Origin of the sequence: Roseicyclus marinus (assembly GCF_030163795.1) — a bacterium.
Taxonomy (GTDB): Bacteria; Pseudomonadota; Alphaproteobacteria; order Rhodobacterales; family Rhodobacteraceae; genus Roseicyclus; species Roseicyclus marinus.
Genome location: NZ_JASJOF010000003.1, coordinates 286,933 through 301,371 on the forward strand (window position 1 = coordinate 286,933; position 14,439 = coordinate 301,371).

Genomic DNA, 14,439 nt, shown 5'->3' on the forward strand with positions numbered 1-14,439 from the left:
AGGGGCAAGCGCGCGCCGCTCCCCTTCATCTTGGTGAAAAAACTCCCGCCGGAGGCTCCCGCAGACAGCCACGGGCGGTGGCCTCAGGGGATCAGCCCTTCAGCCGCCGATTGCGTGCCGCGATCAGCTTCAGCCGCAGCGCGTTGAGCTGGATGAAGCCCTGCGCGTCCTTCTGATCGTAGGCGCCTGCATCCTCCTCGAAGGTCACATGCGCCTCGGAATAAAGCGACCGATCCGACCAGCGCGCCACCGTCCGCGCCGACCCCTTGTAGAGCTTCACCCGCACAATGCCCGCCACATGCTCCTGGCTCTTGTCGATCAGCGCCTGCAGCATCTCCCGCTCGGGCGAGAACCAGAAGCCGTTGTAGATCAGCTCCGCGTAGCGCGGCATGATCGAATCCTTCAGGTGGCCGGCACCCGAATCCAGCGTGATCTGCTCGATCCCGCGATGCGCCTCCAAAAGGATCGTGCCGCCGGGCGTCTCGTAGATGCCGCGCGACTTCATCCCGACAAAGCGGTTTTCCACCAGATCGAGCCGGCCCACCCCATGCTTGCCGCCAAGCTCGTTGAGCTTGGTCAGGATCGTGGCGGGCGACATGGCCACGCCGTCGATCGCCACTGCATCGCCACGCTCGAAGGTGATTTCCACCATCTCGGGCTGATCGGGCGCATCCTCGGGATGGACGGTGCGCTGGTAGACGTAATCGGGCGCTTCCTCGCCGGGGTTTTCCAGAACCTTCCCCTCGGAGGAGGTGTGCAACAGGTTCGCATCGACGCTGAAGGGCGCTTCGCCGCGCTTGTCCTTGGCGATGGGGATCTGGTTGGCCTCGGCGAATTCCAGAAGCTTGGTGCGCGAGGTCAGGTCCCACAACCGCCACGGCGCGATCACCTTGATCTCGGGGTTCAGCGCATAGGCGGACAGCTCGAACCGTACCTGGTCGTTGCCCTTGCCCGTCGCGCCATGGCTGACCGCATCAGCGCCCGTCATCGCCGCGATCTCGACCAGCCGCTTGGAAATCAGCGGCCGCGCGATCGACGTGCCGAGCAGGTACAATCCTTCATAGAGCGCATTGGCCCGGAACATCGGGAAGACGAAATCGCGTACGAATTCCTCGCGCAGATCCTCGATGAAGATATTTTCGGGCGCGATCCCCAGCATCTCGGCCTTCTTGCGCGCCGGCTCCAGCTCTTCGCCCTGGCCCAAATCGGCGGTGAAGGTCACGACCTCGCAGCCATATTCCGTCTGCAGCCATTTCAGGATGATCGAGGTGTCGAGACCGCCGGAATAGGCAAGGACGACCTTCTTCGGTGCAGACATGGCGCGGGCTCCATCGGCTTTCGGATTGACCGCGCGGGCGATACCGGGTTTTCACTCGATGGGCAAGGTGACCGGAGGGTGTGATGGATTACGGGTATCAATTGCTGCGCCATGTCGTGCAGCAGGTCTTCGGCAACCTGCGGCAGGCGGCGCAGCTGACGCTGGCGCTGTTCGTCCTGCCGCTGGCCGGTTTCGTCCTGCTCACCGGCGGCACGGCGGCGGGCGTGGCCGAGGGGTTCGGCGGCGGCACCCTTCTTGGCATGCTCCTGCTGATCGTCGTGGCCGTCACCGCCTATGGCTGGGCGGCGGTCGGCTGGCACCGCTATGTCCTGCTCGAAGAGACGGGCAACGGCCTGATCCCGCCATGGCGGGGCGACCGGATCCTGTCCTACCTCGGACGCGCCATCGCCGTGGGCCTCGTCGTGATCCTTGCCGTGATGGGCGGGTCGCTCGTGGTTGGCCTGATCGCGGCTGTCACGCAATCCTTCGCCGTGGCGCTGGTCCTCGGCATCGGCCTCGTTTTCCTTGCCTCTTGGGTCGCCACGCGGATCGGCCTTGTTCTCCCCGCCGCGGCGCTGGGCGAGAGTATGAGCTTGCGCGAAAGCTGGACGATCACGCGCCCCGTCGCCAGCCAGATCCTCCTGCCCCTGATCGTCATCGCGCTGGTCGCGGGGCTTGCGCAGCAGCTTGTCCTGCTGATCTTCGGGCAAAGCGTCACGGTCGAGATGTTCGGCGTGGCGCAGGACCAGATCGTGCTTTCGGTCCCGGGGCAGGTCATCAACGGGCTCCTGTCCTGGCTGCAGATCCTCGTGAACCTCGCCCTGATGACCACGCTCTACGGCAATCTTGTCGAGGGGCGGCAACTCAACTGACACTGGACAGGACCGGGGCTTTCCGGCAGGCCGGGGATCATGATGGATTTCGCCGATCACGCCCGCGCTGCGACCCTTGCCCTGCGGGATCTGTTCCCGCCCACGCCGCTCCAGCGCAACCTGCACCTGTCCGAACGCTTCGGCGCCGATATCTGGCTGAAACGGGAGGATCTGTCGCCGGTCCGCTCCTACAAGCTGCGCGGCGCGTTCAACGCCATGCGCAAGGTGCTGGCGGCTGATCCTTCGGCCTCGCGCTTCGTCTGCGCCAGCGCGGGCAACCATGCCCAGGGCGTGGCCTTCGTCTGCGCCCATTTCGGCGTGACCGGGCGCATCTTCATGCCCGTCACCACCCCGGAACAGAAGATCATGAAAACCCGGACCTTCGGCGCCGGCCGGGTCGAGATCGTGCTGACAGGTGATTTCTTCGATGAAACGCTGGCCGCGGCCAAGGCCGAATGCGCCGCCACCGGCGCGCATTTCCTGTCGCCCTTCGACGATCCGGACGTGATCGAGGGGCAATCTTCCGTCGCGGTCGAAATGCTCGATGAAATGGGGCAGGCCCCCGACCGGTTGATCCTGCCTGTGGGCGGCGGCGGCCTGTCGGCGGGCATGATCTCGTATCTCGATGCCGTGGGGGCGGCGACGCGGGTGACATTGGTGGAACCGGCGGGGGGCGCCAGCCTGTCGGCCGCGCTGAAAACCGGTGCGCCCCAGACTATCCCGATCACCGACACTTTCGTCGACGGGGCCGCCGTCGCCCGCATCGGCGACCGCACCTTCGACGTGTTGCGCAAGCTGTCGCCCGCCGATGTTCTGATCGCGCCGGAAAACCGGATCTGCGTCACCATTCAGGAAATGCTCAACATCGAGGGTATCGTTCTGGAACCCGCCGGCGCGCTGTCCGTCGATGTCCTCGCCGAGATGCGCGAACAGATCGCGGGCCAGACGGTCGTTTGCGTCACCTCGGGCGGCAATTTCGATTTCGAACGCCTGCCCGAGGTCAAGGAACGCGCCCAGAACTGGCAGGGCCTCAAGAAATACTTCATCCTCCGCCTGCCGCAGCGCCCCGGTGCGCTCCGCGATTTCCTCGACCTGCTGGGGCCGGACGACAATATCGCCCGCTTCGAATACCTGAAAAAGAACAGCCGCAATTTCGGCTCGGTCCTGATCGGGATCGAAACCAACGATGCTGCGAATTTCGAGTCGATGATCGCCCGCGTCACCTCGCGCGGGTTTGGCTTCCGCGACATCACCGCAGACGAGGTTCTGGCCGATTTCCTGATCTGATCTCCCGGCTCAGGCCGCGCTGGCCAGACCGGGGATATCGGGCGCGATGGCCGCTAGCGACAGGGCGAAAATCTCTGCGATGGCGGCAATGTCGGGGGACGCGCCGATACGACAGGCGGCTTCGGCCCGGCCGCAGGCCTCGGCCATGGCGGACAGTCCCAGATTGGCGGCGCTGCCGCGCAGGAAATGGAAATCGGCCGCCGTGGCGCGGGCCGGATCGCCTGTCAGCCGGTCCAGATGTTCGGTCATCTCGGCCACGAAGACACAAGCCAGATCGGCGAAATCCTCCGCCCCGATATCCTCTCGCAATCCGTCCAGACGAGTCCTGTCGATCATCAGCGCGCTCCCTGCCGATGGACGCAGAATGCGGCCCTTGCCTTAACGCATTCTTACCAACCGCGTCAGGCTTGTATCGGATTGTCCGCTTCATCCCCCGTTAATCCCTCTGCCTGCATGGAGCGCCGTCTCACGCGCGCAGGTTTCCATGTTGCACCACGGCCCCTCTCGAACCTGGCCCGCCGCCACGCCGGCGCTCGGCCCCATCTTGCCCGACCCCATCCTGCCCGGCCGCGTTCTGGTGATCGAAGATAGCCGCGCCCAGCGGATGATGCTCTGCACACTCCTGCGCCGCTGGGGGCATCAGGTGGTGGATTGCGACAATGCCCTCGCCGCACTCGATGTGGCGATGGACCCGACCATCACGCTCATCCTCAGCGACTGGATGATGCCCGGCCTGACGGGGCCCGAGTTCTGCCGCCGCCTGCGCGCCTTGCGCCGCGAAGCCTATGCCTATGTCATCCTTCTCACTTCCCGGTCCGAGGACGGGGATTTGACCGAAGGTCTGGCCGCAGGGGCCGACGATTTCCTGACCAAGCCGGTCCGCGCCCCGGAACTCCGCGCGCGGATGAACGCGGGCGCGCGCATCGTCGCCATGCAGCGCGAGATGGTCGACAAGAACCGCCGCCTCTCCGATGCGCTGGACCAGATCCGCGCGCTCTACACCACCCTCGACCGCGATCTGGACGAGGCGCGCAGGCTGCAACAGGCCCAGCTTCAGGACCGGTTCCGCCGCTTTCCCGGGGCCGATGTGTCGCTCTGGCTCAAACCCTCTGGGCCCATCGGCGGTGACATGGTGGGCTGGTTTCCCGTTCATGATCGCATGATCGGGGTTTTCGGCCTCGACGTGGCGGGCCATGGCGTCGCCTCCGCCATGATCGCCGCCCGCGTCGCGGGAATGCTCAGCGCCGCCACACCGGATCAGAACATCGCCCTGACACGCGGCCCTGATGGCAGCTTTCTGCCCCTGTCCCCCGATCTCGCCGCCGCGCGGCTCAACCGCATGATCTTGCGGGAAATGGGCGGGGAGCGGTATTTCACGCTCTGCCTCGGCTTTCTCGATCTTGCCACGGGCCAGATGCGGATGGTGCAGGCGGGTCATCCCCACCCGATGCTCCTGCGCAAGGGTGGCGATATCGATCTCTTGGGCACGGGCGGCCTGCCCATCGGGTTGGTGGAGGATGCCAGCTATACGACGCTGAACCTGCAGCTCGCCCCCGGCGACCGCCTCGTGATCCATTCCGACGGTCTGACCGAATGCCCCGGTGCTGATGGCACGACCCTCGATGAACCGGGCCTTGCCGCGCTTCTTGCGCGTTATGCCGACCTCACCGGCCCCGATCTCCTCGCCGCGCTTGACCGCGACCTGTCGGATTTCGCCGGAACCCCGGCCTTGCCCGATGACGCCTCCGCCGTGGTGATCGACTACCGCGGCTGAAGCAATCCGCGCGCCACCCTCAGGAAATGCCGGTCGCCCGACACCGCCAGCCGCTCCGCCGCCACCTCCCACGGCAGGAACACCGCCGTATGGCCCGGTTCCGTCGGCGGCCCCCGGCGCGGCCCCAACCGCGCAAGGTAGACATGGCACAGCTTCAGCGCGAAGAGATCGTATTCCGGCATGTAGGTGTAGCGGTGAAACATGCCCAGCTTGCGCGGCGCATGGATCGCGTAGCCGGTTTCCTCCATCACCTCGCGGTAGAGCGCGCTCAACGGCTGCTCGCCCGGATCGATCCCGCCACCCGGCAATTGCAGCTCGGGCCGGGGTTCTTCCTGAAACGTCGCCAGGATCCCGTCGCCCGACGCGATCACCGCATAGACACCCGGCCGCGGCACATAGGGGCGGCCCGGCTCGGGCCAGTCTCCGAAACGTCGGTTCATCGCGCTCTCCGTTCTCTCGCCCCCTTCTGCCAGACCCCGCGCCCCCCGCCTATCCCCCTCTCGCCAAGCCTTGCGCCTTGGGCTAAGGGACCGCCATGACCGAGGATCAGATCGCCGCCATCCGCGCCACCGCCGCCCGCGTCCTGAGGACCGAGGGCGAAGCCGTCACCGCCATGGCCGACGCGCTCCCCGATGATTTCGCCCCGGCGGTCGAAGCGATCCTCGCCACAAAGGGCCGCGTGATCCTGTCGGGCATCGGCAAATCCGGCCATATCGCCCGCAAGATCAGCTCCACCTTCGCCTCCACCGGCACGCCGTCGGCCTTCGTCCACCCGGCCGAGGCCAGCCATGGCGATCTGGGCATGGTCACGCCGGGCGATCTGACGATCCTCATCTCCAATTCCGGCGAAACCGCCGAATTGCGGGACATGGTCGCCCATGTCGCCCGCTTCGCCATTCCCATGATCGCCATTTCGGGCCGCGCCGACAGCACGCTCATGCGCGCCGCCGATTACCGCCTTGTCCTGCCGCAAGCGCCCGAGGCTTGCGTGATCGGCATGGCGCCGACCACCTCCACTACGCTCACGCTGGCCTTGGGCGATGCGCTGGCCGTGGCCACGATGGAACGGCGCGGTTTCCTGCCTGAGAATTTTCGCACCTTCCACCCGGGCGGCAAGCTGGGCGCGCAACTCTCCAAGGTGGCGCAGCTGATGCATACGGGCGACGCCCTGCCGCTCGTGCCCGCCGATCTGCCCATGGCCGACACGCTCATCGTGATGAGCGAGAAAAGCTTCGGCATCGCCGGCGTGACCGAAGGGGACAGGCTTGTCGGCGTCATCTCCGACGGCGACTTGCGCCGCAACATCGCTCATCTGATGGACCGCACAGCCGGTCAGGTCGCCACCCGCAAACCCCGCGTCATCGCCCCCGACGATCTCGCGGCCGAGGCGATGGCGGTCATGTCCGGCAACCGTATCACCGCGCTGTTCGTGGTGGACCCAGATGGCCAGCCCATCGGCCTGTTGCACCTGCACGATTGCCTGCGCGCAGGGCTCGCCTAGAGCATGTCGCGCAAAAGTGGGAACCGGTTTTGCGCTCCTCGGACATGCGACATCAAAAGGTCAGAGGGCGGCGCGTGAATGCGAATGAACGCGGGCGGGCTCTAATCACACCCCGAAATACTCCCGATACCAGTCCACAAACCGCGCCACGCCGTCTTGGACGGTGGTTTGGGGGCGATACCCCGTCAGGCTCTGCAACAGGCTCGCATCGGCCCAGGTCGCGGGCACATCGCCCGGCTGCATGTCCATGTAATTGCGGTCCGCCCGTCGCCCCGTCGCGGTCTCGATCGCCTCGATGAACTCGGTCAGGCGCACGGAATCGGAATTGCCGATATTCACCACACGGAAGGGCGCGACCGGGCTCAGGCTGTCGCCCTCGGGCACGGCATCGGGCGTGGCGGGCCGTACCGGCACCGCGTCGATCAACCCCACGATCCCGCTCACCAGATCGGCGACATAGGTGAAATCCCGGCTCATATCGCCGTGGTTATACACGTCGATGGGCCGATCTTCCAAAATCGCCTTGGTGAACTTGAACAGCGCCATGTCGGGCCGCCCCCATGGCCCGTAGACGGTGAAAAACCGGAACATCGTCACCGGCAGCCCGTAAAGATGCGCATAGGAATGCGCCATCGCCTCGTTCGCCTTCTTGGTCGCGGCATAGAACGACATCGGCGTATCCGCCTTCTGCGTCTCGGCAAACGGCATGTCCGTATTCGCCCCATAGACGGAGGAGGTGGAGGCCATCAGGCTATGTTCAGGCGGAAAGGCCCTGATCGCCTCGAGCAGGCGAAAGGTGCCGATCAAATTCGCTTCGACATAGCTTTCGGGATTGTCGATCGAATAGCGCACGCCCGCCTGCGCGGCCAGATGGACCACCGCATCGGGGCGAACCTCCTCCATCAGCCCATTGAGCAGGCCCGGCGCTTCGATCCTGTCGTTGACGACACGGAACCTTGCGTTCTGCATCAGCATCGCCTGCCGCCGTTCCTTGATCCGGACATCGTAGTAATCGGTCATCGCATCGACGCCGACCACCTCCCAGCCCTCGGCCAACAGCCTTGTGCAGAGGTGGAAACCGATAAACCCAGAAGATCCGGTTACAAGTGCCTTGCGCGTCATTCCCGCATCCCGTCGTTGCAAACCCATTTCCACGAACTCGCGCACATCTCGTCCAATGTCTTCTCGGTGCGAAAGCCCAAAACCTCGGCCGCCTTGTCGGCGCGCGCCACGTAGACGGGCACGTCGCCGGGGCGGCGCGCGACGATCTCGTAGGGCAGGGCGCGATTGCTGGCCCGCTGATAGGCCGCGATCACCTCCAGCACGGAATAACCCCGCCCGGTGCCAAGGTTCACACAATGCCCCCGCCCGGTCTCGAACAGTTTTTCGAGCGACAGCACATGCCCCCGCGCCAGATCCTCGACATGGATGTAATCGCGCACCCCCGTGCCGTCGGGCGTGTCGTAATCATCTCCGAACACCGCGATCTTGGGCAATTCCCCCGTCGCCACCTTGGCCACGAAAGGCATCAGGTTGTTGGGGATGTCATTGGGGTCTTCCCCGATCAGCCCCGATGCATGTGCGCCCGCCGGGTTGAAATACCGCAACACGCCGAATGCCCACTCGGGGTTCGACCGCGTCAACCAATCCAGCATCTGTTCGCCAAGGATCTTGGTCTGACCATAGGGGTTCATCGCCCGGAACTCCGCCGTTTCCGGCGTCGGCGTCTCGTCGGGGATGCCATAGACCGTGGCGGATGACGAAAACACCAACTTCCGGCACCCGGCCTTGTCCATCGCCTGCAACAACGTGGTCAGCCCGCCGATGTTGCAATCGAAGTACTCCAGCGGCCGCGCCACGCTGTCGCCCACTGCCTTCAGCGCCGCGAAATGCACCACTGCGTCGAAAGGCTCCGCGCCGAAAACCTGCGCCAGCTTGCCCGCGTCGCGCGTATCGCCCTCGATCAGGCGCACGGGACGGCCCGTGATCCGTTCCAGCCTGTCGGCGATGCCGCGCCGCGCGTTGCAGAAATTGTCGAGGATCACGACATCATGGCCCGCCTCGACCAGCGCCACATAGGTGTGGGAGCCGATATACCCGGCCCCCCCGGTCAGCAGGATGCGTTTCGTCATGGCCCGTCTTGTCACCGTCAAATCGCGGTGACGCAATCACGCTTTTTCGCCCGAACACAACCCCCGGCGGTCTTCCGCGCCCGCGTGGCCGGTCCCATGGGCAGGGCAGAATTGCATCGCAGCGCGGGATTGTGTCGCCCGCGATTGACCCTGCGGACAAGTTGCGTAGGGTGTGCGCGCGTATGTGAACGGTTCCCGAAAGTGTGGGGTTTTAATGATTTTCTGTGATGCGCGGCGTCTGGGTCTTGCCCTCCTGTCCATTGCCGCGCTTGCGGGCTGCGAAATCCTGCCCCGGGGTGCCGCCGTCGAACGCGAAATCGTCTCCGTCGCGCAGGGCGAAACCGCCGATTTCCGCGTCTATCCCGTGGATCGCGCCTTTTTGGCACAGGTCGAGGGCTGGCCTCGCACCGGCGAGGCGTCGCATCCATGGCTACCCACCAGCGGCGGGGCCCGGACGCAGGTCATAGCCCCCGGCGACACGCTCGAAATCACCATCTGGGACAGCAACGAAAACTCGCTCCTATCCTCTCCCGGTCAGCGGCAGGTCGAGATCCAGTCCCTCTCCGTCGCGCCCGATGGCACCGTTTTCGTGCCCTATGTGGGCGACACGCGGGTGTCGGGCCTGACGCTGCAACTCGCCCGCCAACACCTGCAAGAGGCGATCGATGCCGTCGTGCCCTCCGCGCAGGTGCAGGTCACGCTGGCCGAAGGGCGCACCAATTCCGTCGATCTGGTCGGCGGCGTCGCCAATCCGGGCGCCTATCCGCTGCCCGACCGCAACTATACCGTGCTGAACCTCTTGGCGGCGGGCGGCGGCGTGCAACCCGCCCTCGTCAATCCCCAGATCCGCCTGCGCCGCGGCGGCAGGGTCTACGGCACCTCCGTCTCCCGGCTCTATGCAGATCCCGGTCTCGATACGCTCCTGCATGGCGGGGATCAGGTGATCGTCGAACAAGATGGCCGCCAGTTCCTGTCGCTTGGCGCGGCGGGCCAGCAAAGCCACCACCGCTTCCCGCAGGACCGCGTGACCGCACTCGATGCCATGGCGATCATCGGCGGCGTCGACAGCCGCCGCGGCGATCCCGGCGGCATCTTGATCCTGCGCGAATATCCCGACAGCGCCCTGCGTCTCGACGGCACCGGCCCCGAACAGCCGCGCGTCGTGTTCACGCTCGACCTGACCTCGGCCGATGGCCTGTTCAGCGCCCGCAATTTCGACATCCATGCGGGCGATCTCGTCCTCGTCACCGAAAGCCCGATCACCTCCGCCCAGACCATCTTCGGCCTGATCGGCTCGGTCTTCGGCCTCGCCAACCAGACCTCGAACCTCGGGGATTGACGCCTACCGCGGCAGGGCGATCGCCTTGCCGCGCGGCACCAGGCTGTTGATCTTCTCCAGATGCACCGGCAGGCAGCGCGTGGTGAAGTCGTAGCGCTCCACCATCTGCGCCCGCGCGTTCCGCCCCAGATGCGCAAAATCGCCGGGGGCCTCCAGCACCTCGATCACCTGCCGCGCCAGCGCCTCGTGATCGTGGAAATCCACCAGCATCGCGGTCTCGCCATGGGTCATCACCTCGCGCACCGGCGCGGTGTCCGAGGCCACGATTGTCGCCCCCATCGACATCGCCTCCATACTCGACCACGACAGCACGAAAGGCACCGTCAGATAGACGTGGCAGCGCGACACCCGGATGATCTCCTGGTAGGCCGCATAGGGCACCCGCCCCAGGAAATGCACCCGGCTCCAATCCAGGCTGTCGCCCACCTCCCGCTCCATATCGGCCCGGTAACCGCCCTGCGCATCGCTTGCCTTGCCATAGGACACGTCGTTGCCGCCGATGATCAGCGCCCGCGCCTTGGGCCGCGCCTCGAGGATCTTGGGCAGCGCCCGCATGAACTTGTGGAACCCCCGCGTCGGTTCCATGTTCCGCGCCATGTAGGTGAACACCTCGTCCTCGCGCGTCACCGCCCGGCCCAGCCGCCCCAGCGGCACCGCCGCCTCCGCCTTGGGCAGCAACCTGTCGGTCCGGATCCCGTCATGTTCGACATAGATCTTGGACCGGAACGCCTCCGGGTAGGTGTCACGCTGGAACAACGTGGGCGATTGCCCAAGATCGACAGTGTGGAAATTCGCGAAATTCACCGCGTTGCGCGCATGCATCAGGAACCGCGCATGATCCGACGCCGGGAATTCCGGGTCGAACCCCACCGAGCCGCCCTGCGCAAGGAAATAGTACTCGTAAAATCCGATGATCGGCACATCCGCCCAGACCTGCTTGAGAAAGGTCAGCTCGCCCCATCCCACATGCCCGAGGATCACATCGGGCCGGAACCCCTCCGCCGCCAGCCGTTCGGCGGCAAAGGCCGCGCCCAGACCGTTGCCGACACATTCCTCCCAGTATTTCGTGGGCGCATAGGCATCCTCGGCGGGCTTGTGATGGCTCGCGTAGACCACCACCTTCGCCCCCGGGATCTCGGCCACCCCCTTGCGCTGGGTCAGGAACACGATCCGATGCCCGCCCTGCGCCACCAGCCATTGAAACAGCTCGCGGTACTGGCCCGGAAAATTCTGATGGACGAAAAGGATGTTCATCTGCCGCGCCTGCACGTTGGTGGTGGATCGCACTTTCGACCATGCCATCCCCGGCGGCAAGACTGCCCGCGCCCCGCGCCCCTGATTTGGTCCGGATTTGGGCCTGCACCTGCGCCACAATTCGGGCCATGATTTGGGATTGCAGGACCGGCTCCTATATGAAAGCCAAATTCCGCAATTGCAGGAAGCCAATCACATGACCCTGACCACCAGGATTGCATGGGACGACACGGTGTTGCCGTTCCAGCTCGACCGTTCCGACATCCGCGGCCGCGTGGCCCGGCTCGACCAGACGCTCGATCAGGTCCTGTCGCAACACGACTACCCGACCGAGGTCGAGGCCATGGTGGCCGAGGCGGCGCTCCTGACCGCGCTCATCGGCCAGACGATGAAACTGCGCTGGAAACTCTCGCTTCAGGTCCGCGGCAGCGGGGCGATCCGCCTGATCGCCACCGATTTCTTCGCGCCGGGCGATGATGACACGCCCGCGCGCATCCGCGCCTATGCCAGCTACGACGCCGAAAAACTGGTGAAAGGCGCCGATCCCTTCAGCCAGATCGGCAAGGGCTATTTCGCCATCCTGATCGATCAGGGCAGCGGCACCACCCCCTACCAGGGCATCACGCCGCTTGCGGGCGGCTCGCTCGCCTCCTGCGCCGAGGCGTATTTCGCCCAATCCGAACAGCTCCCCACGCGGTTCGAACTCAGCTACGGCCTCAGCCGCGAACCGGGGCAGCCCGCCCATTGGCGCGCGGGCGGCGTCATGCTGCAACACATGCCCAAGGCCTCGCCGCTCATGGCCAATGACGGCGCCTCTGGCGAAGACGGGCTTCTCGCCGCCACCGATCTTCTGGACGAGGAAGAGGGTGAAAACTGGTCCCGCGCCAATATCCTGCTCGACACCGCCGAGGCGCTGGAACTCATCGGCCCCAGCGTCGGGCCGACCGACCTTCTCCTGCGTCTCTTCCACGAGGAAGGGCCGCGCGTCTACGATGCCCTGCCCGTGCAATTCGGCTGCACCTGTTCCGCCGACCGCGTGCGCACCAGCCTGTCGATCTATTCCGCCCGCGACATCGGCCACATGACGACCGAGGATGGTCGCGTGACCGCCGATTGCCAGTTCTGCGGCGCGCATTACGAATTCGACCCCCGCACATTGGGTTTCGAGGCCGAATTGCCGCCGGAGGCGGAGGGGGGCGATGACAGCGCCCGTTGATCTCGACCGGCTTCTGACGGCGCTTGACCGCGCGCCCCAGCGCCCCTCGTCGGATTACGACCTGAACGCCGCCGCAGCCCCGCCCGAGGGGCGCGTGCTGCGCCCGGCCGCCGTGCTGATCGGCATCCTGGGGCACGAGGTCATCCTGACCAAGCGCGCCTCCCATCTGAAACATCACCCGGGCCAGATCGCCTTTCCCGGCGGCAAGGTCGATCCGACCGATGCCAACACCACCGCCACCGCGCTGCGCGAAGCGCAGGAGGAAATCGGCCTCGACCCCGCCAGCGTCACCGTGCTGGCCGATCTGCCCAGTCACGAGGCTGTAACCGGTTATCTCATTAATCCGGTTTTGGCCCGGATTGAGCGCGATTTCACCGCCACCCCCGACCCCGCCGAGGTGGCCGAGGTGTTTCGCGTGCCCCTTGCCCATGTGCTCGACCCGGCCCGCTACCGCGTCGAACGCCGGCGCTGGCGCGGCGTCTGGCGGCGCTATTACGTCGTGCCCTTCGGCCCCTATTACATCTGGGGCGCCACCGCGCGGATGCTCAAGGCGCTGGCCGACCGGGTGACGCCATGAGGCTCACCGCCGACTGGCTCACCGCGCCCGGCACCATCGCCGTGATGCAGGCCCTCTCGGGTGGGGGCCATGGCGCGTGGTTCGTCGGCGGCTGCGTCCGCAACGCCCTGATTGGCGCGCCGGTCGACGATATCGACATCACCACAGATGCCCGCCCCGAACGGGTCATGGACCTTGCCGCCGCCAAGGGCATCAAGGCGGTTCCGACCGGCATCGACCACGGCACCGTCACCCTCGTCGCGGAACATCGCCCGCACGAGGTCACGACGCTGCGCCGTGACGTGGAAAGCCATGGCCGCCACGCCACCATCGCCTTCACCGACAGGCTGGAGGAGGATGCCGCCCGTCGCGACTTCACCATGAATGCGCTCTACGCACTGGCCGATGGCACGGTTCTCGACCCCAACGGCTCGGGCCTCGCCGATCTGACTGCGCGCCGCCTGCGCTTCATCGGCGACCCTTCCGAACGGATCGCCGAGGATTATCTCCGCATCCTGCGCTTCTTCCGTTTCCATGCGTGGTACGCCGACCCTGCCGGCGGTCTCGATGCCGAGGGCCTCGCCGCCTGCGCCGCTTTGGCCGATGGCATCGCGCGCCTGTCCCGCGAACGCGTGGGTGCCGAGATGCGCAAACTTCTCGCCGCCCCCGATCCCGCCCCCGCCGTCGCAGCCATGGCACAATCTGGCATCCTCACCCGCGTGCTTCCCGGGGCGGAGGCGCGATTGCTGCCGATCCTCGTCGCCTTCGAACAGGACATCACGCCCGACCCGATTCGTCGCCTCGCCGCGCTGGGCGGTGCCGATGTGGCTGAGGCGCTCCGCCTGTCCCGCGCCGACCGCGACGGTCTTGCCACGCTCCGCGCCGGAATGGCTTCCGCCGAGACGCCCGGTGCGCTCGGCTATGCCCATGGTGCCACCACCGCCCGTGACATCCTCCTGCTCCGCGCCGCGCAATTCGAAACCCCACCCGATCCCGCCGCGCTGGTCGAGGTCGAGGTCGGCGCGGCGGCCGTTTTCCCGATCCGACCCGCCGACCTGATGCCGGGGCTTCAGGGGCCCGACCTCGGCGCCGCGCTCAAGGCGCTCGAAGCACGCTGGATCGCCTCGGGCTTCACCCTCACCCGCGCCGAACTCCTTTCGGACGGCAGGTAACCTTTCCTTCAGGATTGG

The 14,439-nt window shown here is 66.1% G+C and carries 14 protein-coding genes; 8 read left to right on the forward strand and 6 right to left on the reverse strand.

The genetic code is table 11. The annotated features are described in order from the left end of the window. Positions 1-91: 91 nt before the first annotated feature. Positions 92-1,318 (reverse strand): argininosuccinate synthase, encoded by a 1,227-nt coding sequence (locus tag QQK63_RS06430; protein WP_277825610.1) that lies wholly within the window; start codon positions 1,316-1,318, stop codon positions 92-94. 83 nt (positions 1,319-1,401) lie between these two features. Between QQK63_RS06430 and QQK63_RS06435 the strand changes: the two genes are divergently transcribed. Beyond that, the gene (locus tag QQK63_RS06435; protein WP_277825612.1) at positions 1,402-2,190 is read left to right on the forward strand and encodes a hypothetical protein; all 789 of its coding nucleotides are present in this window, start codon (positions 1,402-1,404) and stop codon (positions 2,188-2,190) included. Positions 2,191-2,229: 39 nt separating this feature from the next. Beyond that, positions 2,230-3,477, forward strand: coding sequence for a threonine ammonia-lyase IlvA (gene ilvA / locus QQK63_RS06440; RefSeq protein ID WP_277825614.1), 1,248 nt, complete (start codon positions 2,230-2,232; stop codon positions 3,475-3,477). A 9-nt stretch (positions 3,478-3,486) separates the two neighbouring features. On the opposite strand, the gene QQK63_RS06445 is transcribed toward ilvA, so the two are convergent. After that, entirely contained in the window at positions 3,487-3,813 is a 327-nt protein-coding gene (locus QQK63_RS06445) for an Hpt domain-containing protein (RefSeq protein WP_277825616.1), read from the reverse strand. Between the two features lie 148 nt (positions 3,814-3,961). Here QQK63_RS06445 and QQK63_RS06450 point away from each other — a divergent pair, with 148 nt between their 5' ends. Beyond that, positions 3,962-5,251: a PP2C family protein-serine/threonine phosphatase gene (locus tag QQK63_RS06450; RefSeq protein ID WP_277825618.1), complete on the forward strand. Its 1,290-nt coding sequence runs from the start codon at positions 3,962-3,964 to the stop codon at positions 5,249-5,251. Here the strand turns inward: QQK63_RS06450 and QQK63_RS06455 are convergent. Then, the gene (locus QQK63_RS06455) at positions 5,239-5,691 is read right to left on the reverse strand and encodes an NUDIX hydrolase (RefSeq protein ID WP_277825620.1); all 453 of its coding nucleotides are present in this window, start codon (positions 5,689-5,691) and stop codon (positions 5,239-5,241) included. The genes QQK63_RS06450 and QQK63_RS06455 overlap by 13 nt on opposite strands. A gap of 95 nt (positions 5,692-5,786) precedes the next feature. On the opposite strand from QQK63_RS06455, the gene QQK63_RS06460 reads away from it, so the two are divergent. Beyond that, positions 5,787-6,752: a KpsF/GutQ family sugar-phosphate isomerase gene (locus QQK63_RS06460; protein WP_277825622.1), complete on the forward strand. Its 966-nt coding sequence runs from the start codon at positions 5,787-5,789 to the stop codon at positions 6,750-6,752. Positions 6,753-6,857: 105 nt separating this feature from the next. Here the strand turns inward: QQK63_RS06460 and QQK63_RS06465 are convergent, their stop codons facing one another. Continuing rightward, on the reverse strand, positions 6,858-7,874 hold the full coding sequence (locus tag QQK63_RS06465) for a GDP-mannose 4,6-dehydratase (RefSeq protein WP_277825624.1): 1,017 nt from the start codon (positions 7,872-7,874) through the stop codon (positions 6,858-6,860). Next, positions 7,871-8,884, reverse strand: coding sequence for a UDP-glucose 4-epimerase GalE (gene galE / locus QQK63_RS06470; protein ID WP_277825626.1), 1,014 nt, complete (start codon positions 8,882-8,884; stop codon positions 7,871-7,873). Before galE ends, QQK63_RS06465 begins: the two co-directional genes overlap by 4 nt. A gap of 214 nt (positions 8,885-9,098) precedes the next feature. On the opposite strand from galE, the gene QQK63_RS06475 reads away from it, so the two are divergent. After that, on the forward strand, positions 9,099-10,223 hold the full coding sequence (locus tag QQK63_RS06475; protein ID WP_277825628.1) for a polysaccharide biosynthesis/export family protein: 1,125 nt from the start codon (positions 9,099-9,101) through the stop codon (positions 10,221-10,223). Positions 10,224-10,226: 3 nt separating this feature from the next. On the opposite strand, the gene QQK63_RS06480 is transcribed toward QQK63_RS06475, so the two are convergent. Continuing rightward, positions 10,227-11,477, reverse strand: a complete 1,251-nt coding sequence (locus QQK63_RS06480; protein WP_277825630.1) for a glycosyltransferase — start codon at positions 11,475-11,477, stop codon at positions 10,227-10,229. A 196-nt stretch (positions 11,478-11,673) separates the two neighbouring features. Between QQK63_RS06480 and hslO the strand changes: the two genes are divergently transcribed. The 3 genes from hslO to QQK63_RS06495 are packed head-to-tail and all read left to right on the forward strand — an operon-like array spanning position 11,674 to position 14,421. Beyond that, the gene (gene hslO, locus QQK63_RS06485; RefSeq protein ID WP_277825632.1) at positions 11,674-12,693 is read left to right on the forward strand and encodes an Hsp33 family molecular chaperone HslO; all 1,020 of its coding nucleotides are present in this window, start codon (positions 11,674-11,676) and stop codon (positions 12,691-12,693) included. Beyond that, positions 12,677-13,270, forward strand: a complete 594-nt coding sequence (locus QQK63_RS06490; RefSeq protein WP_277825634.1) for a CoA pyrophosphatase — start codon at positions 12,677-12,679, stop codon at positions 13,268-13,270. The genes hslO and QQK63_RS06490 overlap by 17 nt, the downstream gene beginning before the upstream one ends. Further along, the gene (locus tag QQK63_RS06495; RefSeq protein ID WP_277825636.1) at positions 13,267-14,421 is read left to right on the forward strand and encodes a CCA tRNA nucleotidyltransferase; all 1,155 of its coding nucleotides are present in this window, start codon (positions 13,267-13,269) and stop codon (positions 14,419-14,421) included. The genes QQK63_RS06490 and QQK63_RS06495 overlap by 4 nt, the downstream gene beginning before the upstream one ends. Positions 14,422-14,439 lie beyond the last annotated feature (18 nt).

What these genes read in the sequence shown, in the direction of transcription:
- QQK63_RS06430 (WP_277825610.1), bottom strand. Translation starts at nt 1,318, where the DNA reads ATGTCTGCACCGAAGAAGGTCGTCCTTGCCTATTCCGGCGGTCTCGAC.
- QQK63_RS06435 (WP_277825612.1), top strand. Translation starts at nt 1,402, where the DNA reads ATGGATTACGGGTATCAATTGCTGCGCCATGTCGTGCAGCAGGTCTTC.
- ilvA (WP_277825614.1), top strand. Translation starts at nt 2,230, where the DNA reads ATGATGGATTTCGCCGATCACGCCCGCGCTGCGACCCTTGCCCTGCGG.
- QQK63_RS06445 (WP_277825616.1), bottom strand. Translation starts at nt 3,813, where the DNA reads ATGATCGACAGGACTCGTCTGGACGGATTGCGAGAGGATATCGGGGCG.
- QQK63_RS06450 (WP_277825618.1), top strand. Translation starts at nt 3,962, where the DNA reads ATGTTGCACCACGGCCCCTCTCGAACCTGGCCCGCCGCCACGCCGGCG.
- QQK63_RS06455 (WP_277825620.1), bottom strand. Translation starts at nt 5,691, where the DNA reads ATGAACCGACGTTTCGGAGACTGGCCCGAGCCGGGCCGCCCCTATGTG.
- QQK63_RS06460 (WP_277825622.1), top strand. Translation starts at nt 5,787, where the DNA reads ATGACCGAGGATCAGATCGCCGCCATCCGCGCCACCGCCGCCCGCGTC.
- QQK63_RS06465 (WP_277825624.1), bottom strand. Translation starts at nt 7,874, where the DNA reads ATGACGCGCAAGGCACTTGTAACCGGATCTTCTGGGTTTATCGGTTTC.
- galE (WP_277825626.1), bottom strand. Translation starts at nt 8,884, where the DNA reads ATGACGAAACGCATCCTGCTGACCGGGGGGGCCGGGTATATCGGCTCC.
- QQK63_RS06475 (WP_277825628.1), top strand. Translation starts at nt 9,099, where the DNA reads ATGATTTTCTGTGATGCGCGGCGTCTGGGTCTTGCCCTCCTGTCCATT.
- QQK63_RS06480 (WP_277825630.1), bottom strand. Translation starts at nt 11,477, where the DNA reads ATGAACATCCTTTTCGTCCATCAGAATTTTCCGGGCCAGTACCGCGAG.
- hslO (WP_277825632.1), top strand. Translation starts at nt 11,674, where the DNA reads ATGACCCTGACCACCAGGATTGCATGGGACGACACGGTGTTGCCGTTC.
- QQK63_RS06490 (WP_277825634.1), top strand. Translation starts at nt 12,677, where the DNA reads ATGACAGCGCCCGTTGATCTCGACCGGCTTCTGACGGCGCTTGACCGC.
- QQK63_RS06495 (WP_277825636.1), top strand. Translation starts at nt 13,267, where the DNA reads ATGAGGCTCACCGCCGACTGGCTCACCGCGCCCGGCACCATCGCCGTG.